Annotated in this window: 20 protein-coding genes; 4 read left to right on the top strand and 16 right to left on the bottom strand. The window is 65.1% G+C overall.

Annotated features, from left to right (window positions below):
• Positions 1-109: 109 nt before the first annotated feature.
• The 10 genes from AC1DGP_RS24650 to AC1DGP_RS24605 all read right to left on the bottom strand — a co-directional run bounded on the left by AC1DGP_RS24650 (position 110) and on the right by AC1DGP_RS24605 (position 9161).
• Positions 110-766 carry an MBL fold metallo-hydrolase gene (locus AC1DGP_RS24650; protein ID WP_441507271.1) on the bottom strand — a complete coding sequence of 219 codons (657 nt, stop codon included), beginning with the start codon at positions 764-766 and terminating at the stop codon, positions 110-112.
• A 36-nt stretch (positions 767-802) separates the two neighbouring features.
• Positions 803-1141: a hypothetical protein gene (locus tag AC1DGP_RS24645; RefSeq protein ID WP_476832630.1), complete on the bottom strand. Its 339-nt coding sequence runs from the start codon at positions 1139-1141 to the stop codon at positions 803-805.
• Complete coding sequence (locus AC1DGP_RS24640; RefSeq protein WP_441507273.1) at positions 1138-2754, bottom strand: fumarate hydratase; 1617 nt, start codon at positions 2752-2754, stop codon at positions 1138-1140. The genes AC1DGP_RS24645 and AC1DGP_RS24640 overlap by 4 nt, the downstream gene beginning before the upstream one ends.
• A 115-nt stretch (positions 2755-2869) precedes the next feature.
• Positions 2870-3331 (bottom strand): PTS IIA-like nitrogen regulatory protein PtsN, encoded by a 462-nt coding sequence (gene ptsN, locus AC1DGP_RS24635; protein WP_441507274.1) that lies wholly within the window; start codon positions 3329-3331, stop codon positions 2870-2872.
• An 85-nt stretch (positions 3332-3416) separates the two neighbouring features.
• A complete protein-coding gene (gene hpf, locus AC1DGP_RS24630; RefSeq protein ID WP_113514942.1) occupies positions 3417-4004 on the bottom strand; it encodes a ribosome hibernation-promoting factor, HPF/YfiA family in 588 nt (195 codons plus the stop codon).
• A gap of 166 nt (positions 4005-4170) precedes the next feature.
• Entirely contained in the window at positions 4171-5700 is a 1530-nt protein-coding gene (gene rpoN / locus AC1DGP_RS24625) for an RNA polymerase factor sigma-54 (RefSeq protein ID WP_441507275.1), read from the bottom strand.
• Between the two features lie 165 nt (positions 5701-5865).
• Positions 5866-6678 carry an LPS export ABC transporter ATP-binding protein gene (gene lptB / locus AC1DGP_RS24620; RefSeq protein WP_441490208.1) on the bottom strand — a complete coding sequence of 271 codons (813 nt, stop codon included), beginning with the start codon at positions 6676-6678 and terminating at the stop codon, positions 5866-5868.
• A gap of 144 nt (positions 6679-6822) precedes the next feature.
• Positions 6823-7620, bottom strand: a complete 798-nt coding sequence (locus AC1DGP_RS24615; RefSeq protein ID WP_476775449.1) for an LptA/OstA family protein — start codon at positions 7618-7620, stop codon at positions 6823-6825.
• A gap of 1 nt (position 7621) precedes the next feature.
• Entirely contained in the window at positions 7622-8338 is a 717-nt protein-coding gene (lptC, locus tag AC1DGP_RS24610; RefSeq protein WP_441490210.1) for an LPS export ABC transporter periplasmic protein LptC, read from the bottom strand.
• Positions 8339-8546: 208 nt separating this feature from the next.
• Complete coding sequence (locus tag AC1DGP_RS24605; protein WP_441507276.1) at positions 8547-9161, bottom strand: ribonuclease D; 615 nt, start codon at positions 9159-9161, stop codon at positions 8547-8549.
• Positions 9162-9349: 188 nt separating this feature from the next.
• Here AC1DGP_RS24605 and AC1DGP_RS24600 point away from each other — a divergent pair, with 188 nt between their 5' ends.
• The 3 genes from AC1DGP_RS24600 to AC1DGP_RS24590 all read left to right on the top strand — a co-directional run bounded on the left by AC1DGP_RS24600 (position 9350) and on the right by AC1DGP_RS24590 (position 11631).
• Positions 9350-9775, top strand: coding sequence for a DUF805 domain-containing protein (locus tag AC1DGP_RS24600; RefSeq protein WP_441507277.1), 426 nt, complete (start codon positions 9350-9352; stop codon positions 9773-9775).
• Positions 9772-10974 (top strand): succinyl-diaminopimelate desuccinylase, encoded by a 1203-nt coding sequence (dapE, locus tag AC1DGP_RS24595; RefSeq protein ID WP_441490213.1) that lies wholly within the window; start codon positions 9772-9774, stop codon positions 10972-10974. The genes AC1DGP_RS24600 and dapE overlap by 4 nt, the downstream gene beginning before the upstream one ends.
• A gap of 69 nt (positions 10975-11043) precedes the next feature.
• Positions 11044-11631 carry a hypothetical protein gene (locus tag AC1DGP_RS24590; protein WP_441507278.1) on the top strand — a complete coding sequence of 196 codons (588 nt, stop codon included), beginning with the start codon at positions 11044-11046 and terminating at the stop codon, positions 11629-11631.
• 7 nt (positions 11632-11638) lie between these two features.
• Here the strand turns inward: AC1DGP_RS24590 and truA are convergent, their stop codons facing one another.
• The 3 genes from truA to AC1DGP_RS24575 are packed head-to-tail and all read right to left on the bottom strand — an operon-like array spanning position 11639 to position 13916.
• Positions 11639-12376 carry a tRNA pseudouridine(38-40) synthase TruA gene (truA, locus tag AC1DGP_RS24585; protein WP_441507279.1) on the bottom strand — a complete coding sequence of 246 codons (738 nt, stop codon included), beginning with the start codon at positions 12374-12376 and terminating at the stop codon, positions 11639-11641.
• A gap of 56 nt (positions 12377-12432) precedes the next feature.
• Positions 12433-13362 (bottom strand): methionyl-tRNA formyltransferase, encoded by a 930-nt coding sequence (gene fmt / locus AC1DGP_RS24580; RefSeq protein ID WP_441490216.1) that lies wholly within the window; start codon positions 13360-13362, stop codon positions 12433-12435.
• Positions 13363-13397: 35 nt separating this feature from the next.
• Positions 13398-13916 (bottom strand): peptide deformylase, encoded by a 519-nt coding sequence (locus tag AC1DGP_RS24575; protein ID WP_441490217.1) that lies wholly within the window; start codon positions 13914-13916, stop codon positions 13398-13400.
• Between the two features lie 116 nt (positions 13917-14032).
• On the opposite strand from AC1DGP_RS24575, the gene AC1DGP_RS24570 reads away from it, so the two are divergent.
• The gene (locus AC1DGP_RS24570) at positions 14033-15217 is read left to right on the top strand and encodes a DNA recombination protein RmuC (protein ID WP_441507281.1); all 1185 of its coding nucleotides are present in this window, start codon (positions 14033-14035) and stop codon (positions 15215-15217) included.
• On the opposite strand, the gene AC1DGP_RS24565 is transcribed toward AC1DGP_RS24570, so the two are convergent.
• The 3 genes from AC1DGP_RS24565 to AC1DGP_RS24555 all read right to left on the bottom strand — a co-directional run bounded on the left by AC1DGP_RS24565 (position 15218) and on the right by AC1DGP_RS24555 (position 17447).
• Positions 15218-15727 carry an OsmC family protein gene (locus tag AC1DGP_RS24565; protein WP_069877739.1) on the bottom strand — a complete coding sequence of 170 codons (510 nt, stop codon included), beginning with the start codon at positions 15725-15727 and terminating at the stop codon, positions 15218-15220. It abuts the gene before it with no gap.
• 97 nt (positions 15728-15824) lie between these two features.
• Positions 15825-16607 (bottom strand): ABC transporter ATP-binding protein, encoded by a 783-nt coding sequence (locus AC1DGP_RS24560; RefSeq protein WP_441507282.1) that lies wholly within the window; start codon positions 16605-16607, stop codon positions 15825-15827.
• Positions 16608-16619: 12 nt separating this feature from the next.
• On the bottom strand, positions 16620-17447 hold the full coding sequence (locus AC1DGP_RS24555; RefSeq protein ID WP_441490220.1) for an ABC transporter permease: 828 nt from the start codon (positions 17445-17447) through the stop codon (positions 16620-16622).
• Positions 17448-17467: the final 20 nt, after the last annotated feature.

Raw genomic sequence — 17467 nt, 5'->3', positions numbered from 1 at the left:
GGCGCTCCGTGCTATGCCGCCAAACTAGTGAGCTACGCCCTTACGTCAATCGCTGTGGCGCGCGCCCTCCACAACCTGTACGAGCACCGGGCGCGGAGCGCCTGTGCCCTCAATCCTGCAGGAATGGGTTGTTCTGCCGCTCCTCACCGAGCGTACTCGCCGGCCCGTGTCCCGGCAGGAACTGGACATCGTCGCCCAGCGGCAGGAGCTTGGCCTTGATGCCGGCAATCAGCGTCTCATGGCTGCCATAGGGAAAATCGGTGCGCCCCACCGAGCCTGCGAACACCGTATCGCCCGCAAGCAGGAAATGCGCGTCCTTCTGGAAGAAGGTGACATGGCCGGGCGTATGGCCGGGCACATGCTGCACCGAAAAGGCGACATCGCCGATCGACACCGTTTCGCCCTCGGCAAGCCAGCGCGTCGGCGTGACCGGACGAATGCCGCGCATCTCGAAGCGCAGCCCCGAAGCCGGCAGGTCGTCGAGCAGGAACTTGTCGGCCTCATGCGGACCAATGACCGGCACAGCGAGCGCATCGGCAAGATCGGCCGCACCGCCGGCATGGTCGATATGGCCATGGGTCAGCCAGATCGCGACCGGCTTGACGCCGAGTTCCTTCAGCGCGTCCTGAATGCGGTCGACATCACCACCGGGATCAACCACCGCTGCTTCCTTGGTGCGGGTGCACCAGATGACCGAGCAATTCTGCTGGAACGGAGTCACCGGTACGACGGCGACATTCAGGGGGGTGGCAGCCTGCTCGGTCATGCGATCTTTGCCTTTCCGTAAGGGGTGGGCACCTGCTCAGCGCGCCTTGCAGCGATTGGCGAGAAGCACCCGGTATTCGGAGATGGAGGTGTCCATCTGCGCGACATTCTCCTCGCGCTGCCGTCCAGCCTGGCAGGTTGCGAAGACGGAGCGCGCGCCCTGAAGATAGGTGACATGCTCGCGCCAGACGCGGCATTGCGTGGCCTGGTCGGCTGTGCCGGCAGATTGCAGGCGGGTGAGTTMACGGCGCATGCCGGCCTCGTTCTGGAAGAGATCCCGCTGGCAGTCCGCCGGAGCGCCAGCCCTCCCCTGCGCCAGGACGGGAGGCGCCGCGAGAACAAGGATCAGGGCAAGGCCAGCCGAAAGCCGCATCATCCGAGGTTCAGCTCCTTGAAGAAGTCGTTGCCCTTGTCGTCGATGACGATGAAGGCGGGGAAATCCTCGACCTCGATGCGCCAGACCGCCTCCATGCCGAGCTCCGGATACTCCAGGATCTCGACCTTGCGGATGCAGTCCTGAGCGAGGCGCGCCGCCGGGCCGCCGATCGAGCCGAGATAGAAGCCGCCATGCCGGGCGCAAGCCTCGCGCACCGCCGAGGAGCGGTTGCCCTTGGCGAGCATGACCATCGAGCCACCGAAGGACTGGAACTGATCGACGAAGGAATCCATGCGCCCGGCCGTCGTCGGACCGAAGGAGCCGGAGGCCAAACCCTCGGGCGTCTTGGCCGGACCGGCGTAATAGACCGGATGGTTCTTGAAATAATCGGGCATGCCCTGCCCGTTCTCGAGCCGCTCACGAATCTTGGCATGGGCCGAATCGCGGGCGACGACGATGGTGCCGGTCAGCGAAAGCCGGGTCTTGACCGGGTATTTGCTGAGCGTCGCGAGGACTTCGCTCATCGGCCGGTTGAGATCGACCTTGACGACATCGCCACCGAGCGACGCGTCTTCGACCTCAGGCAGGTACTTGGCCGGATTGGTCTCGAGAGCCTCGAGGAAGATGCCCTCCCGGGTGATCTTGCCCTTGGCCTGGCGATCGGCCGAGCAGGACACGCCAAGGCCGATCGGCAGCGAGGCGCCGTGACGCGGCAGGCGGATGACGCGAACGTCATGGCAAAAATACTTGCCGCCGAACTGTGCACCGACGCCGAGCGACTGCGTCAGCCTGTGAATCTCCTCCTCCATCTCGAGATCGCGGAAAGCGTGCCCCGAGGGAGAACCCTTTGTCGGAAGTTCGTCGAGATATTTGGTCGAGGCGAGCTTGACGGTCTTGAGATTCTGCTCGGCCGAGGTGCCGCCAATGACGATGGCAAGGTGATAGGGCGGGCAGGCGGCCGTGCCCAGCGTCAGGATCTTCTCCTTCAGGAACGCGATCATGCGGTCCTTGGTGAGGAGCGAGGGCGTCGCCTGGAACAGGAAAGTCTTGTTGGCCGAACCGCCGCCCTTGGCCACGAAGAGGAATTTGTAGGCGTCCTCTCCCTCGGCATAGATATCGATCTGCGCCGGCAGGTTGGTCGCCGTGTTCTTCTCTTCGAACATGGAGAGGGGCGCGACCTGCGAATAGCGCAGATTGCGCTTGTAGTAGGCATCGGCCACGCCCTCGCCCAGCGCCGACTCATCATCGCCATCGGTCCAGACCTTGCGACCGCGCTTGCCCATGATGATCGCGGTGCCGGTGTCCTGGCACATCGGCAGCACGCCGCCAGCCGCGATATTGGCGTTCTTCAAGAGATCGAAGGCAACGAACTTGTCATTCGAGGTCGCCTCGGGGTCGTCGAGGATCTTGGCCAGCTGGGCAAGATGGCCCGGGCGCAACAGGTGGTTGATGTCGATGAAGGCCTGTTCGCTGAGCTGGCGGATCGCTTCGCGCGAAACGCTCAGGACCTCGCGGTCACCAATCGTCTCGACTGTGACGCCCGCGTCGCCGAGCTTGCGATAGGGGGTCTTGTCCTCGCCGAGAGGGAAGAGATCGACATGCGTGTAGGCCATGAGGAACTGGCTCCGAAACAGGATGCGCCGCGGCTACAGCATGCGGCGCCGGTCATGCCGGCGTCATAGCGGCTTGCGCCCTCCAGTCCAAGCCCAGGCTTGAACGGTTCCAGTGTCAGGCAGCCTTCGCGGCGGTCTCCGCCAGGATCGCATAGATGGCGGCCGGGTCATGGGCGCGCCGCACCTGCTCCAGCACGGCCTGATTGCGCAGGACGCGCGCGACGCGGGCAAGCGCCTTCAGATGATCAGCCCCCGCCCCTTCCGGCGCGATCAGCACGAAAATGATATCGACGGGCTGGCCATCCAGCGCCTCGAAATCGATCGGCTTCTCGGCGCGGGCGAACAGCCCGACGAGCCGGTCGATTCCAGGCATGCGCCCGTGGGGGATCGCGATGCCGTCGCCAATCCCGGTCGAGCCAAGGCGTTCTCGTTGCAGCAGGGCCTCGAAAAGCTCGCGCTCAGGCAGCCCAGTGAGCACGGAGGCGTGCTGGGACAGTTCCTGCAGCGCCTGCTTCTTGCCATTGGCCCGCAGCGGGGAGACCACGGCTGCGGGCGTCAGAAGATCAGTGAGGGTCATGCGCCAGTCCATGCATGTCCCGTGCCGGGTTCTCACCCAGCGCCACGGGTCAGGAGTGATAACCGGGGCTACCGCCTGCCGGGGCTCAAGACAGCGAGGCCGGCGGGTCAATCCAGCCGATGTTGCCATCGCGGCGGCGGTATACGACGTTCATCCGCCCATTGCCAGCATGGCGGAAGATMACGACGGGCGCACCAGTGAGGTCAAGCTCGGCGACTGCATCACTAACGGTCAATTCGTGGAAGGATTTGGTCGATTCCGCCACGATAACAGGGTTGTCACCGCCAGAAACGGCCTCAGCCTCCTCGATTTCATCATCAGGGGCCGCAATCACATAGCTGGGGATTTCCACCCCGGAGGCACGACCATTCATTGCGGATGAGCGATCCTTCAACCGCCGCTTGTACCGACGCAACCGCTTCTCAATGCGCTCCGCCATCTTGTCGAGACTCGCATACGGATCATGCGCCGTAGCGGACGCTTCGAGTGTGATGCCGGAGGAGAGATGCAAGACCCCGTCCGTCCGGAAGGCGGTACCGTCCTTGTCGACGGTGACATGGCCCTGATATCCGCCCTCGTAATACTTGCTGAGGGCGGCGGCCACGCGCTCCTCGGCCTGGCCCCGCAGGGCCTCGCCGACATCGAGATTCTTGCCGGAGATTCGCAAGCTCATGGAGTGCTTCCCCTTCTTGTCGCCATGATCAGTGATCGATCATCTCACTGAGGTAAGGACGGGGAGTCGCCATTGTCAATGAGCGCTGCGGAATAGTCGCCGCCAGCCGACGGCAGCGAAAGGCATCCGATCGGGCTCACTCGGGCGGAGAAAAAGCCGAGCGGGTTCAGCGCCCTCCCAGCGCCATCGCCACCTTCTCGCGCCGACGCTCCATAGAGGACGGAATGCGCAGGGACTCGCGGTATTTCGCCACGGTGCGCCGAGCAATATCGATGCCGCCTTCCTTCAACCGGGCGACGATCGCGTCGTCGGACAGCACCTCGGCGGGGACTTCGTCGTCGATCATCTGCTTGATGCGGAAGCGAACGGCTTCCGCGGAATGCGCCTCGCCGTAACCGGTCGCGGCGATCGCTGCCGAGAAGAAATATTTCATCTCGAACACACCGCGCGAACAGATCAGATATTTGTTCGAGGTGACGCGCGAGACTGTCGATTCGTGCATGCCAATGGCATCCGCGACCGTCTTCAGGTTCAGCGGCCGCAGATGCTCGACGCCATGCGCGAAGAAGCCATCCTGCTGGCGCACGATCTCGCTTGCGACCTTGAGGATGGTGCGGGCGCGTTGCTCGAGGCTACGCGTCAACCAGTTCGCCGTCTGCAGGCATTCGGCGATGAAGGCCTTGTCCAGGTCGTTCCGCGCCGCCCGGGAGACGCGGGCATGATAGGTCTGGTTGATCAGCACGCGCGGCAGGGTATCCGGATTGAGATCGACCAGCCAGGAACCGTCCGGCGCCGGCCTGATGAAGACATCCGGAACGACGGTCTCGGCCGCCGAGCCGCCGAAACCCCGTCCAGGCTTGGGGTCAAGCCTGCGGATTTCTGCGACCATGTCGGCGATATCCTCATCGTCGACGCCGCAGATGCGCTTGAGCGCCGAGAAATCACGCTTGGCGACAAGATGGAGGTTGGCGACCAGAGCCTGCATGGCCGGGTCGAAGCGGTCGCGCTCCCGCAGCTGGATCGACAGGCATTCGCGAACATCGCGCGCCCCGACACCGGAGGGGTCGAAGCCCTGGATGACGCCAAGCACGTGCTCGACCTTGTCCGTGCTCACACCGAGCCGCTCTGCGATCTCAGGCACCGGCTCGCCGAGATAGCCGGAATCATCGACCGCATCGATGAGGTGGCTGCCGATCAGTCGCTCCGCAGGATCGGTCATCGCGAGATCGAGCTGTGCGCTGAGGTGATCGCGCAGGGACAGTTCCGAGGTCAGGCTGGACTCGAAGCCTTCCGACCCGTCCTCGAACGAACCACCGGAGCCGCCATAGGCGCCGCCGGTGATCGGCAGGCTGTCGGCCCCCTTCGTGTCGAGGCGGGCGATTGTCGGCTGTTCACCCTGGAAGACGTTGTCGAGCCCGGTGCCGAGCCGGCCTTCCATGCCGTCCTGGGTGTTCAGGCTCTCGGCACGCGCAAAACTCTCTGGATCAGCCGCCAGGGGGCTATCGCCGCCATTGAGCTGTATAGGAGCCTCAGGCGCGTCGTCGCGCTCCAGCAGCGGATTCCGCTCCAGCTCACCCTCGACAAAGTTCTGAAGTTCGAGATGCGAGAGTTGCAGGAGCTTGATCGCCTGCAGCAGCTGCGGCGTCATCACCAGGGACTGTCCCTGGCGCAGCTCCATGCGCGGCATCATCGCCATTGCGCTCTTGACCTCTCATCCGCCTCGGCATGTTTCTTGCCTTCGGAACAAAGCCTAGCCGCACAACGCGGGCGCGTCAAAGCCTCTGCACGCGCTTTGTGCAGAGAAATTAATGCAGTGCAGCATTCTGCCGAGATTATGGCAGCGGCATCACGGCCGGCTGGATCAGAGCTTGAAATCCTCGCCGAGATAGACACGGCGGACGTCCGGATTGGCGATGATCTCGGCCGGAGAGCCCTCGGTGAGCACGCGGCCGGAATGGATGATATAGGCGCGATCGACGAGGCCGAGCGTCTCACGGACATTGTGGTCGGTGATCAGTACGCCGATGCCACGATCGGTCAGCTGGCGCACCAGCGCTTGAATGTCGCCAACGGCGATCGGATCGATGCCGGCGAAGGGCTCGTCGAGAAGAATGAAGGACGGCCGCCCGGCCAGGGCGCGGGCGATCTCGCAACGGCGGCGCTCGCCGCCCGACAACGCGATGGAAGGAGCCTTGCGCAGGCGAGAGATCGTGAACTCTTCCAGAAGCGTATCGAGCTGACGCTCACGGCTCTTGCGGTTCGGCTCCACGACTTCAAGGACGGCCCGGATGTTGTCCTCGACAGTGAGGCCACGAAAGATCGAGGCCTCCTGCGGCAGGTAGCCAATTCCAAGCCTCGCGCGCTGATACATCGGCAAGCCGGTGATATCGTTGCCTTCCAGCGAAATGACCCCGAGATCGGCGGGCACCAGACCAGTGACCATGTAGAAGATCGTGGTCTTGCCGGCGCCGTTTGGACCGAGCAGGCCCACCGCTTCGCCCTGCCGGACGTAGAGGCTCGCCTCGCTCACCACCGTGCGGCCGCCATAGCTCTTGCGCAGGCCGCTGACAGCGAGAATACCCGGTCCACCGATCGATGCGGCAGATGATGTTGCCGGCTCGGCCTCGCTGTCCCGCGCCTTTGCGCCGAACAGTCCGCGCAAGCGCCCGAACATGCCGGGGCTTTGCTCGCTCCGGGGTGCCGTAGCCTGAGCGGGCAGGGTCGAACTGTCGGATTGCGGCATGGAATGGACTGTCACTGAGAGCAGGGCTCGCTGATGTGAAAGGCAGTCGGCCCGGCATGCGCCGGACCGGAGCGGCTAGTTGGTCGGCGGGCTCGCCGGGCGAGCGGGGGCCGCGGCACCGGGCTTGGGCGGAGTGTTCTTGCCCGCGTCCTTGCCGGCCTCGCCGGAATTCGGAACGAAGAAGCCCTGCACGCGCCCCTTGTTGTTCTCGATATTGGCGACGCCGGTCTCCGTGTCATAGACCAGTCGCTCGCCACGGGTGATGTTCGGCCCGTCATTCAGGGCGACATTCCCGGTCATGATGACCTTGTTGTTGGCGCGGTCGAACACCGCCTTGTCTGAGGTCGCAGCCTGCGTCTTCGAGACCACGGTCACCGGACCATCGCATTCGATGCGCTTGATGCTGCTATCATTGGATTGCGGCGCGCCCCCCGCTGCGGCTGGCGCCGGCGTTGCAGGACGCGATGCTCCTGGTACGGTCCCAGCGCCGCGCCCCTCGTAGAACACGGTCATGACCGAGCACCGCACCGTGGTCTCGCCCTGCACCGCCACGACATTGCCGGTGAAGACCGCGCGATTTTCCTTGTCGAGCACATCGAGCTTGTCAGCATCGATCTTGATCGGCTCCTTGCTGTCGCCACCAAGGCCGCCAAGAGGCGAATTCGCCCCCCCGCCGCCGCGGGCGGGCTTGGCCTTTCCAGCCGCAGGCGGTGTCGCCTGCGCAACCTTGGAGGCATCGGAGCGTGGCTGCGGGGTCTGGGCGACCGCCTCGGCAACGCATGAAAGACTCAGCGCTGCCGCAAGTAGCCATACCGGCTGCCAGCCCTTCGACATCGCAGGATTCACTGATGCAGCTTCGAATGCGGACCGCATATCACTGTCTCGTCCCAGTTGCAGGGGCATTGCCCGGAGAACTACCGTCGACCGCTGCCGGTTCCCGGTTCGGCGCGGCAGGCGCCTTGACCGGTCCTAGCAGTTCCGGAGCCGGCGTGCTGCCTTCGCGTTCAGGTCCGGCCAAGGCGCGAGCCGGTGCATTCTCTATCACGACTCGGACACGGCCGTCGAAGACGATCAGCGCGCCATTGTCCTTCACGTCCAGGGTATCGCCCTCGACGGTGGTCGAACCGAGCAGAACCTTGACCGGCTCCCGCGATACGACGGTCCCCGCCTTGAAATCGATATCGGCGCTGCGCATCCGCATATCATAGCCGGACTCGGTACGGACCTTCACGTCATCGACCAGTTTCAGCTTCTCCTTCTGGGAGTTGAACAGGCCGGTGCGGGCGTTGACCGTGACCCAGCCCTCCTGCTGCATCTGAATCCTGGCTGTCATTGTCGACAGCTCGATTTCGGTCGGATTGCGAATGTCCTGCAGCGCTTCGAGCGCCGTCACCTCGTAGGGCCGGTTGTCCTTGCGATAGCCCGAGAGGCGCGGCGACTCCATCTTGACCTTGCCGCCCGAAATGCCGACGGAACCGATCGACACGCCGGAGACGCCAGACAATGGATGCAGGAACGGCGTCACGATCAGGCCGAGCACGGCCACGACCGCACCGACGGGAATCGCGCGGCGGAGGAAGCGGACGAGCATGGTGTGCCGCTGCGCTGCCTTGAACGCAGCGCGACGTCGACTCGCACGTTTCGATTCGGGGGCGGTCCAGTCGCCCGTTGTCATCGCCACAGTCATGCCCCGCGCAATGGCAGTCGCTAACGGCTTTTTCGTGTCAGCCGGCGAACGACCTGCGGGCCCCTACGCGCTTCGTTCGCGTGGAGACTGACGCAAGAAGACTTAGAATTTGTCAAGCGTGAGCGAAGATGTCGTTCTCGGCCCAGCCGGCAAGATCGAGCTCCGCGCGGAACGGAAGGAAATTGAAACAGGCTTCGGCGAGATGCGAGCGCCCCTCGCGCACCAGCATGGCCTCGAGCTTCTCGCGCAGGGCGTGGAGATGCAGCACGTCCGAAGCCGCATAGGCCAATTGTGCCTCCGACAGCGTATCGGCGCCCCAATCCGAGGATTGCTGCTGCTTCGACAAGTCGATGCCGAGCAGTTCCCTGACAAGGTCCTTCAGGCCGTGCCGGTCGGTATAAGTCCGCACCAGCTTCGAGGCGATCTTGGTGCAGTAGACCGGGCCGGTGGTGACGCCGAAGGCGTTCTTCAGAACGGCAACGTCGAACCGCGCGAAATGGAACAGCTTCAGCACGGAAGGGTCCGACAGCAGTCGGATCAGGTTCGCAGGCGCAGGACCGTCCCGAAGGATCTGGACCACATCGGCAGAGCCATCGCCGCGCGAGAGCTGGACCACGCAGAGCCGGTCGCGATGCGGGTTGAGACCAAGCGTCTCGGTGTCGATCGCAACGACGGAGCCCGGCAGGAAATCATCCGGCAGATCACCGCGATGCAGACGGATGGTCATGACAAGAACCTCACTGGGCCAAAACACGCGGGACAAGGCCCCTGCCGCAGCTAGCGGGCGCCGAGCCCACGTTCAAGCCTTTTCTGCGCGCCGGGATCGCCGCGGGGCCATCGCGTTAACGCATTCTTCACCCTGAGCTTCAGGGCTGAGGGCCGGCGTGAGACAGTCTCCGAAACGGAATCATCGCCTTGCCGCTTCTCACCCTCCTGACCGGCTTCGAGGGCCGCATCGGACGCCCCGCCTTCTGGTCGGGCACGGCCCTGGTTGCTCTCGCGCTCGTCCTCGCCGACATCGGCAGCGCTCGCCTTGGCGCGGAGCATGGCCCCCAGATCACGGCCTTTGCCGGGGCTTTCGCCCTGTTTCCCTGGTCGGCGCTTGCCGCCAAACGCGGCCGGGACCGCGGACGGCCGTGGTATTACGGGCCGACGCTGGTCATCGCGATCGTACTGTCCGGACTTGGCCCCGGCCATCTCGAAGCAGCAGCGGCCAAAACACTCGGCACCTTCTCCCTGCTGCTCTGGCTCGTTGCGCTGATCGATCTCGGTTTGCTGCCGGGCTGCATTGCGCCCGAGTCCGTTGCAGAGACAGAAGCGGGTGCTAAACCGGCGGAATGAAGCCGCTCCCTCCTCCACTTCCCTTCGACCCGCTCGATCCCGTCGCCCTGACGCAGGCGCTCGTGCGATGCCCCTCCGTGACACCAGTTGAGGGGGGAGCACTTGCTCTGCTCGACACCGTTCTGAGCGCGGCTGGGTACTCGGTCGATCGGCCGGTATTCAGCGAGCCCGACACGCCGGATGTCGAAAACCTCTATGCCCGGATCGGCACCGAGGGGCCCGTTCTGGTCATAGCCGGCCATACCGATGTCGTTCCCCCGGGCGACCTCGCGCAATGGTCGCGCGACCCGTTCTCCGGCCAGGTCGAAGACGGTGTCCTGCATGGACGCGGTGCCTGCGACATGAAGGGCGGGCTCGCCTCGATGATCTCGGCTGCGCTGCGCTTCCGCCGCGATTATCCGGATGCGCCGGGCTCGATCGCCTTTCTCGTCACGGGGGACGAGGAATCGGTTGCCGTCAACGGCACCGTCAAGCTGCTGGATTGGGCGAAGGCACGCGGCGAACGCTTCGACCATTGCCTGCTCGGCGAGCCGACCAACCCGGCGACGATGAGCGACATGATCAAGATCGGCCGCCGCGGCTCGCTGACCGGCCGGCTGGTCGTTCACGGCAAGCAGGGCCATGTCGGCTATCCGCACCTCGCAGACAATCCGATCCGCGGCATGGTGCGCCTGCTGGCAGCGCTCGATGCGACGCCACTCGATACCGGAACGGCCTATTTCGATCCGAGCAATCTCGAGGTGACCACTCTGGATGTCGGCAATCCCGCGACGAATGTCGTTCCAGCCCAGGCAAAGGCTGTCTTCAACATCCGATTCAACGATATCTGGACGCCAGAGAGCCTCGCCGCCGAGCTCGACCGGCGGCTGCGGGACGCTGCCGGCAACCAGGTGCGCTACGAGCTCGAAGTTCAGCCGACGAATGCGGTCGCTTTCCTGACCGAGCCGGGGCCGTTCGTCGCGCTGGTCGCCGATGCGGTCGAAGCCGAGACCGGCACGCGCCCGGCACTCTCGACGACGGGCGGCACCTCCGATGCCCGCTTCATCAAGAGCTATTGCCCGGTCGTCGAGTTCGGCGTGGTCGGCCAGACCATGCATCAGATCGACGAACGGGTCGCGGTCTCCGACCTGCTCTGCCTGGAACGGATCACGCACCGCCTGCTCGAAAGCTACTTTGCTGCAACGCAACAAGGCGCTTGACCCCAAACCGGATACGCCGTTTACTGCATTAGACGAAAGTCTAATGCCACGTATCCGGAGTACCCGGCCATGGCTCTTGCTGCCGATGACGTGCTGCGCTCGCTACGCGGTTCATGGCGCCTGATGACCGACGGCGCCGAGGCGCTGAAGGAACTCGATCTCAGCCGCGACGGGTTCTGGCGCTCCTTTGCCGCGCTCGTGCTCACCGTGCCAGCGCTGGTCGCGATCCTGGCGGCCGAACGGCAGATTGCCGGGCTGTCCAACGCCGGGAACATGTTCGATTCCCCCGCCCTCATTGCCCGCGTGCTGGGCGCCCAGTGCCTGGCGATCATCGCAGTACCGGCGCTGCTGATAGGCCTCGCCCCGAACCTCGCCCATTCGCCGCGGCTGACCAGTTTCGTCATCGCCTGGAACTGGGCCGGCATCGTCTCGGCCAGCCTGATGGCGGTACCCGCCACTGTCTTTGCAATCGGCTGGTCGAACCCCGCCATCGCGACGATGCAGGCGATCGCCTTCGCGGTCATCGTGCTGCGCCTTCGCTATTGCGTGGCGCGTGCCGCCTTCGGCGCGCAAGGCCATGTCGCGCCCGCAATCCTGCTGGCGAGCGTGATGGCCGACTATTCGATCATCCGCGTCTTCGGCCTGGCGGGCATCTGAGCCCGGCTCAGTAATCGACGCCGGCGAGATAGAGCCCGCAGGATGGAGCAAGCGCCGCGCATTGCGAGCGGTCGCGCGCGGCCAGCACCTTGCCGACCTTGTTTTCAGGCCAGCGCCCCGCTCCCACCATCTTCAGACAGCCGACCATCGAGCGGACCTGATGATGCAGGAAGGAGCGGGCATGGGCGTAAATCACGATCTCCGAACCCTCCCGCGTCACATCGAGCCGGTCGAGCGTCCGAACAGGCCCGTTCGCCTGACATTCGGCGGCCCGAAATGTCGTGAAATCGTGGTGACCGACGAGCGCCTTGGCAGCGCGGTCCATGGCTTCATGATCAAGTCTGAAGGGGACATGCCAGAGTCGGTCCCGATCGAGCGCCGGCGGTGCGCGTCGGTCGAGCATGCGGTAGATGTAATAGCGGCGCCTAGCCGAGATGCGCGCATCGAATTCGTCGGACACAGCCTCGGCGCTCAGAACCGCGACCGGGAGATGCTTCAGGCGGGCATTGCTCGCGTCACGCACGACATCGGTGCGCCACTCCTTGTCCAGAACGACATGGGCGACCTGATGCGTCGCATGGACGCCGGCATCGGTGCGCCCGGCGCAGTGCAGGCGGACGGCATGACCACAAAAGGCCTCGACCGCTTCCTCGATGCTCTGTTGAACCGACGGACCGTTGAGCTGACGCTGCCAGCCGGAGAACGGCGTTCCATCATACTCGATGACGAGCTTGTAGCGGGGCATCAGAATATGATGCCGAAAACTGGGAACCGAACTTTGGGCGACATCATGCGGGCGCCCTAGATCCGATGGCCGGGATCGAGCCGCGCGCCGCGCAGGAATTCGCTCCCGCTCATGGGCGCACGGCCGGCGCGCTGAACCTGAAGCAACCTCACTGCGCCCTCGGCGCAGGCGATCGTGCCCTCACCGTCCAGCAGCGTGCCCGGCTCGGCAGCGCCGCCAGCCAGCGCCGTACGCAGGATCTTGAGCCTCTCCGGCCCCTTTCCGAGATCGACCTCGGCAAAGGCGCCTGGAAAGGGCGAGAGCCCGCGCACGAGGTCATGGACCTGCTGCGCTGGACGCGCCCAGTCCAGCTTCGCCTCGGCATTGGCGATCTTGGCAGCGTAGGTCACCCCCTCGACGGGTTGTGGAGTGAACTGCAGCCCGCCACGCCCGAGCGCAGCCAGGGCGCGCACCATCAGGTCGGCGCCAAGCGAAGCCAGCCGATCATGCAGTTCGCCGGCCGTCATATCGGGGCCGATCGCAAGCTTCTCGACCATGCCGACCGGGCCGGTATCCAGCCCCGCCTCCATCTTCATGACGCAGATGCCACTCTCGGCATCGCCCGCCATGATGGCCCGCTGGATCGGGGCAGCGCCGCGCCAGCGCGGGAGAAGCGACGCGTGCAGGTTGAGGCAGCCCAGTTCCGGCAGATCAAGGATCGCCTGCGGCAGGATCATGCCATAGGCGACGACGACCGCGACGTCGGCCTGATGCGAGGCGATCACCTCGGCAGCTTCGTCGGTCTTCAACGTCTTCGGCGTGAACACCGGAATGCCGAAGCGCTCGGCGGCGCGATGCACCGGGGACGGCTTCAGATCGAGACCACGACCGGCCTGCGCCGGGGCGCGGGTGTAGCAACTCACAACCTCGTGGCCCTGGCCGATGATCTCGGTCAGGGTCGGCACGGCGAAATCCGGTGTGCCCATGAAGATGACGCGCAAACTCATGCGAACAGCGCCGCTTTCTGATCGATACGGATCATTCAGGCCGCGCTGTCGCGACGCGCCGCCTTGGCGAAACGCTTGGTGACACGCTCGCGCTTCAGCCGCGACAGGTGATCGATGAAGAGCACGCCATTGAGATGGTCGATCTCGTGCTGAAGGCAGGTGGCGAGCAGGCCGTCCGCCTCGATGTCCTGCACCTTGCCGTCGAGATCGAGATAGCGAACCTTCACCCGCGCCGGACGCTCGACCTCCTCGTAATATTCGGGGATCGAAAGGCAGCCTTCCTCATGGATGTTCAGCTCCTTGGAAGACCAGGTGATTTCCGGATTGATGAAGGTCATCGGCGCCTTCTCCTCCTCCGGCTTGGCGAGGTCGATCGTCAGCAGGCGCAGCGGCACGCCGATCTGGATCGCTGCCAGGCCGATGCCGGGTGCGTCATACATGGTCTCGAGCATGTCGGCGGCGAGCGCCTTGATCTCGGGCGTGACGGCCTCGACAGGTTTCGAGACCTGGCGCAGGACTGAATCGGGCAGGATGACGAGAGGGCGAATAGCCATAGGGCGCTCGAACCGGTTTTTCTTGCTGACGCCGCGGACATAAGCACTTGTTGGCGGGTGGTCAAACCGTTCCGCTTTCGTTCGGCATGCGCACGCGAATCGGCTAATCTGCCGTCATGAACGGAATTGCCTTCACGCTGCTCGAGCGGCCGGTCACCTGGAGCGAGGCCGCCCTTGCCTTCGCCGGTAGCAGCCTGTTTCTGCTTGTGCTCGTCGCGTTGTCGCTCTGGCGCAGTTCGCGCGGGCGAGCGATCGAGGCCGTCATCGCTGCCGAACGCGCCCGCGAGATGGACGACAAGGTCGCCGAGATGAACCGCATGCAAGCCGAGATGACGGGCCGGATGCAGACGATGGCCGAGATTCTCTCGACGCGGCAGGCCGACCTTGCCCGCCTCGTCGCCGAGCGGATGGACGGCCTGCGCCAGCAGGTCGGCTCCGGGCTCGAGCAGAACGTCAAGCAGACCACGGAGAGCCTCGGCAAGCTGCAGGAACGGCTTGCGGTCATCGACGCTGCCCAGAAGAACCTGACCGACCTGACCAGCGAAGTGGTGACCCTCAAGGACGTGCTCTCCAACAAGCAGGCACGTGGCGCCTATGGCCAGGGCCGGATGGAGGCGATCATCCGCGACGGGCTGCCCGCCGCCTTCTTCTCGTTCCAGCCGACGCTCTCGAACCGCAACCGGCCGGACTGCCTCGTCACCCTGCCAGGAGACGGGCGCGGCCTCGTCATCGACGCCAAATTCCCGCTGGAGAGCTTCACCATGCTGCGCGAAGCGCGTGGCGAGGAGGCAAAGAAGGCAGCGGGCGTGCGCGTGCGCGGCGATGTCGGCCAGCACGTCAAGGATATCGCCGAGCGCTATTTCGTGCCCGGCGAAACGCAGGACATGGCCCTGCTCTTCGTGCCGTCCGAATCGATCTATGCCGACCTGCACGAGCATTTCGACGACGTGATCCAGAAGGCCCATCGCTCCCGCGTCATGGTCGTGTCGCCGTCCCTGCTCGCCCTGGCGATCCAGCTGATGCAGTCGCTCATTCGCGATGCCCGCATGCGCGAGGAGGCTCGCGTCATCCAGACCGAGGTTGGCAGGCTCCTGACCGATGTCCGCCGGCTCGGCGAGCGGGCCGAGAAGCTCGACCAGCATTTTCGCCAGGCGCAGGAGGATGTCGCCGGCATCCGCACCTCGGCCGGCAAGATCACCAGCCGCGGCGACAAGATCGGCGCGCTCGAATTCGATGAGCCGGCGAAGAGCGAGCCGTCGCTACCCTTCGCCAAGGGGCTCGAGCTGAAGGCCGCCGAGTGATCAGCCGCGGTTGAGCACGGCCGAAAGCTCCGGCTTGACGTTCAGCGTCTGGAAGACGACGCAGTAGCGCTCGGTCAGCTTGAGCAGAGTGTCGAGCTTGTCCTGTGGGGCGTCGCTCTCGACATCGAAGGACAGGCGGATCGCCTTGAAGCCGACGGGCGCATCCTTGACGACGCCGAGCGTGCCGCGGAAATCGAGATCGCCCTCGGCCCTGACAGTTCCCTTCTTCAGTTCGATTTCAAGGGCGGTCGCGACCGCCTTCAGCGTGACGCCGGCGCAGGCGACCAGCGCCTCAAGCAGCATGTCGCCGGAGCAGAGCTCGGCACCGGTTCCGCCGGTCGCCGGGTGCAGCCCGGCCAGGGCGATCGCGCGGCCGGTCTCGACCTTGCAGGCGATATGCTGGTCGTCGAGTTCGCCACGGGCCTTCAGCGTGATCACCGCGGCGTCGGGCGCCTCGCGGTATTTGTCCTTGAGCGGAGCCTGGAGGGCGCGAAGCGCGGTGACGTCCATGGTTCTCAACCTTCTTCAGACGAGCGGCGATGTGCCGCCGTGATAAGCCTGTCGCCGACGCGGGGCCAGCCCCAACCCGGCATGGGCGTCTCGCGCCTCACCACCACATGCCTGCGGTCTCGGCGGCCTTGTGCTGATGCGGCTCTCCGTTCGCGAGGGAGCGATCGAGAGTGCGCAGGACCTCGCGCTTGCTCGCCTCGAAGGCTGGAGAGAGCCTGTCGCGCGGACGGGCGAGAGGATTGTCGAATTCATCGAAGATGCGGCCGGGGTTCGGCTGCATGACGATGATGCGATCTGCCAATGTCACCGCCTCCTCGACATCATGGGTGACCATGACGACGGTCGGCCGGCTCTCCTCCCAGAGCGCCAGCAGATGGCCGTGCAGGCTTGCCCGCGTCGTGGCGTCGAGCGCCGAGAAGGGCTCGTCCATCAAAAGCAGCTTTGGCCGTGTCACCAGGGCGCGCGCGATGGCGACGCGCTGCTGCTGCCCGCCGGACAGTTCGCGCGGCCAGCGCTTCTCGTAGCCGGCGAGCCCGACACGCACGAGCGCATTCGCGACCAGTCCCTCGCGTGCGAAGGGCGTCAGATGCGACAGGCCGAAGGAGACATTCTCGGAGACACTGAGCCAGGGGAAGAGGCGCGGCTCCTGAAAGATCACGCCGACATCGGCGCGTGGCGCCAGGATCGCCTCGCCGTCGAGGCTGACGCGGCCGGCGCTTGGTTGGTCCAGCCCGGCGACGAGCCGCAGTAAGGTGGTCTTGCCGCAACCGGAGCCGCCGACAAGCGCGAGGATCTCGCCGGCGGCCACGGTGGTGGTGACAGCAGACAGTGCTTGTGTGCCGTCGGCATAGGTTTTGGAGAGGCTGTCGAAGCTCAGCATCGAGGATGCCTTTCAGAGCTTGTCGCGACCCAGATCCTGCCAGGCGAGGAAAGGCCGCGTGATGGCGAGAAGCAGGCCATCCGCCAGTTTGCCGAGCACGGCGAAGGCGATGATGGCCGCGATGATGGTGTCGGGACGGCCAAGCTGCTGGCCGTCCACAAGCAGATAACCAAGGCCCTCGCTCGCTCCCATGATCTCGGCCGCAACCACGAACATGAAACCAAGGCCGAGGCCCGAGCGCAGCGCGGTGAACCAGGCGGGCAGGATCGCCGGCAGCAGCACCCGCCGCACCATGGCGAAGCGGCCGAGCCGGAAGACGCGCCCAACCTCGATGATCTTGCGATCGATCGAGAGGATCGCCGCCGCCACGCCGAGATAGACGGGGAAGAACACGCCAACGGCAATCAGCGCGATTTTCGACGCTTCGAAGATGCCGAACCAGAGGATGAAGAGCGGCACCCAGGCAATCGAGGGAATCGCTCGCAGAGCCTGCAAGGTCGGATCGAGCACGCTGCGCGCCAGAGGCAGGGCCCCCGTCAGCGCGCCGAGCAGCGTGCCGACAGCCGCTCCCAGCCCGAAGCCGGCGGCAACACGCCAGAGCGTGGCCGACGCATGGGTCAGGAGTTCGCCCGAGACGGCGAGTTGCCAGAGCGTCTTGCCGACCACGCTCGGCGGCGGCATCAGACGACCATTGGCCAAGCCGGCACCGACCAGGAACTCCCAGAGAGCAGCCAGAAGAAGCGGCAGCAGCAGGCCGGCCAAACCGAGGCCGCGGGGTTTCCGGAAGACATCCGGACGCCCCCTACCCTCGGCAACCGTATCGAGTCCCAGCGTGCTCATCGTTCCGGCTTGTGTCTGCT

The sequence above is a fragment of the Allobosea sp. 05T433 genome (assembly GCF_056396065.1).
The sequence above is the reverse complement of the archived record's forward strand: the minus strand, read 5'-3'. Positions and strand labels throughout refer to the sequence as shown.

Bases quoted from the DNA above. Each gene is read 5' to 3' on its own strand.
- AC1DGP_RS24650 (WP_441507271.1), bottom strand. From the start codon at position 766: ATGACCGAGCAGGCTGCCACCCCCCTGAATGTCGCCGTCGTACCGGTG.
- AC1DGP_RS24640 (WP_441507273.1), bottom strand. From the start codon at position 2,754: ATGGCCTACACGCATGTCGATCTCTTCCCTCTCGGCGAGGACAAGACC.
- ptsN (WP_441507274.1), bottom strand. From the start codon at position 3,331: ATGACCCTCACTGATCTTCTGACGCCCGCAGCCGTGGTCTCCCCGCTG.
- rpoN (WP_441507275.1), bottom strand. From the start codon at position 5,700: ATGGCGATGATGCCGCGCATGGAGCTGCGCCAGGGACAGTCCCTGGTG.
- lptB (WP_441490208.1), bottom strand. From the start codon at position 6,678: ATGTTCGGGCGCTTGCGCGGACTGTTCGGCGCAAAGGCGCGGGACAGC.
- AC1DGP_RS24615 (WP_476775449.1), bottom strand. From the start codon at position 7,620: ATGCGGTCCGCATTCGAAGCTGCATCAGTGAATCCTGCGATGTCGAAG.
- lptC (WP_441490210.1), bottom strand. From the start codon at position 8,338: ATGCTCGTCCGCTTCCTCCGCCGCGCGATTCCCGTCGGTGCGGTCGTG.
- AC1DGP_RS24605 (WP_441507276.1), bottom strand. From the start codon at position 9,161: ATGACCATCCGTCTGCATCGCGGTGATCTGCCGGATGATTTCCTGCCG.
- dapE (WP_441490213.1), top strand. From the start codon at position 9,772: ATGAAGCCGCTCCCTCCTCCACTTCCCTTCGACCCGCTCGATCCCGTC.
- AC1DGP_RS24590 (WP_441507278.1), top strand. From the start codon at position 11,044: ATGGCTCTTGCTGCCGATGACGTGCTGCGCTCGCTACGCGGTTCATGG.
- truA (WP_441507279.1), bottom strand. From the start codon at position 12,376: ATGCCCCGCTACAAGCTCGTCATCGAGTATGATGGAACGCCGTTCTCC.
- fmt (WP_441490216.1), bottom strand. From the start codon at position 13,362: ATGAGTTTGCGCGTCATCTTCATGGGCACACCGGATTTCGCCGTGCCG.
- AC1DGP_RS24575 (WP_441490217.1), bottom strand. From the start codon at position 13,916: ATGGCTATTCGCCCTCTCGTCATCCTGCCCGATTCAGTCCTGCGCCAG.
- AC1DGP_RS24570 (WP_441507281.1), top strand. From the start codon at position 14,033: ATGAACGGAATTGCCTTCACGCTGCTCGAGCGGCCGGTCACCTGGAGC.
- AC1DGP_RS24565 (WP_069877739.1), bottom strand. From the start codon at position 15,727: ATGGACGTCACCGCGCTTCGCGCCCTCCAGGCTCCGCTCAAGGACAAA.
- AC1DGP_RS24560 (WP_441507282.1), bottom strand. From the start codon at position 16,607: ATGCTGAGCTTCGACAGCCTCTCCAAAACCTATGCCGACGGCACACAA.
- AC1DGP_RS24555 (WP_441490220.1), bottom strand. From the start codon at position 17,447: ATGAGCACGCTGGGACTCGATACGGTTGCCGAGGGTAGGGGGCGTCCG.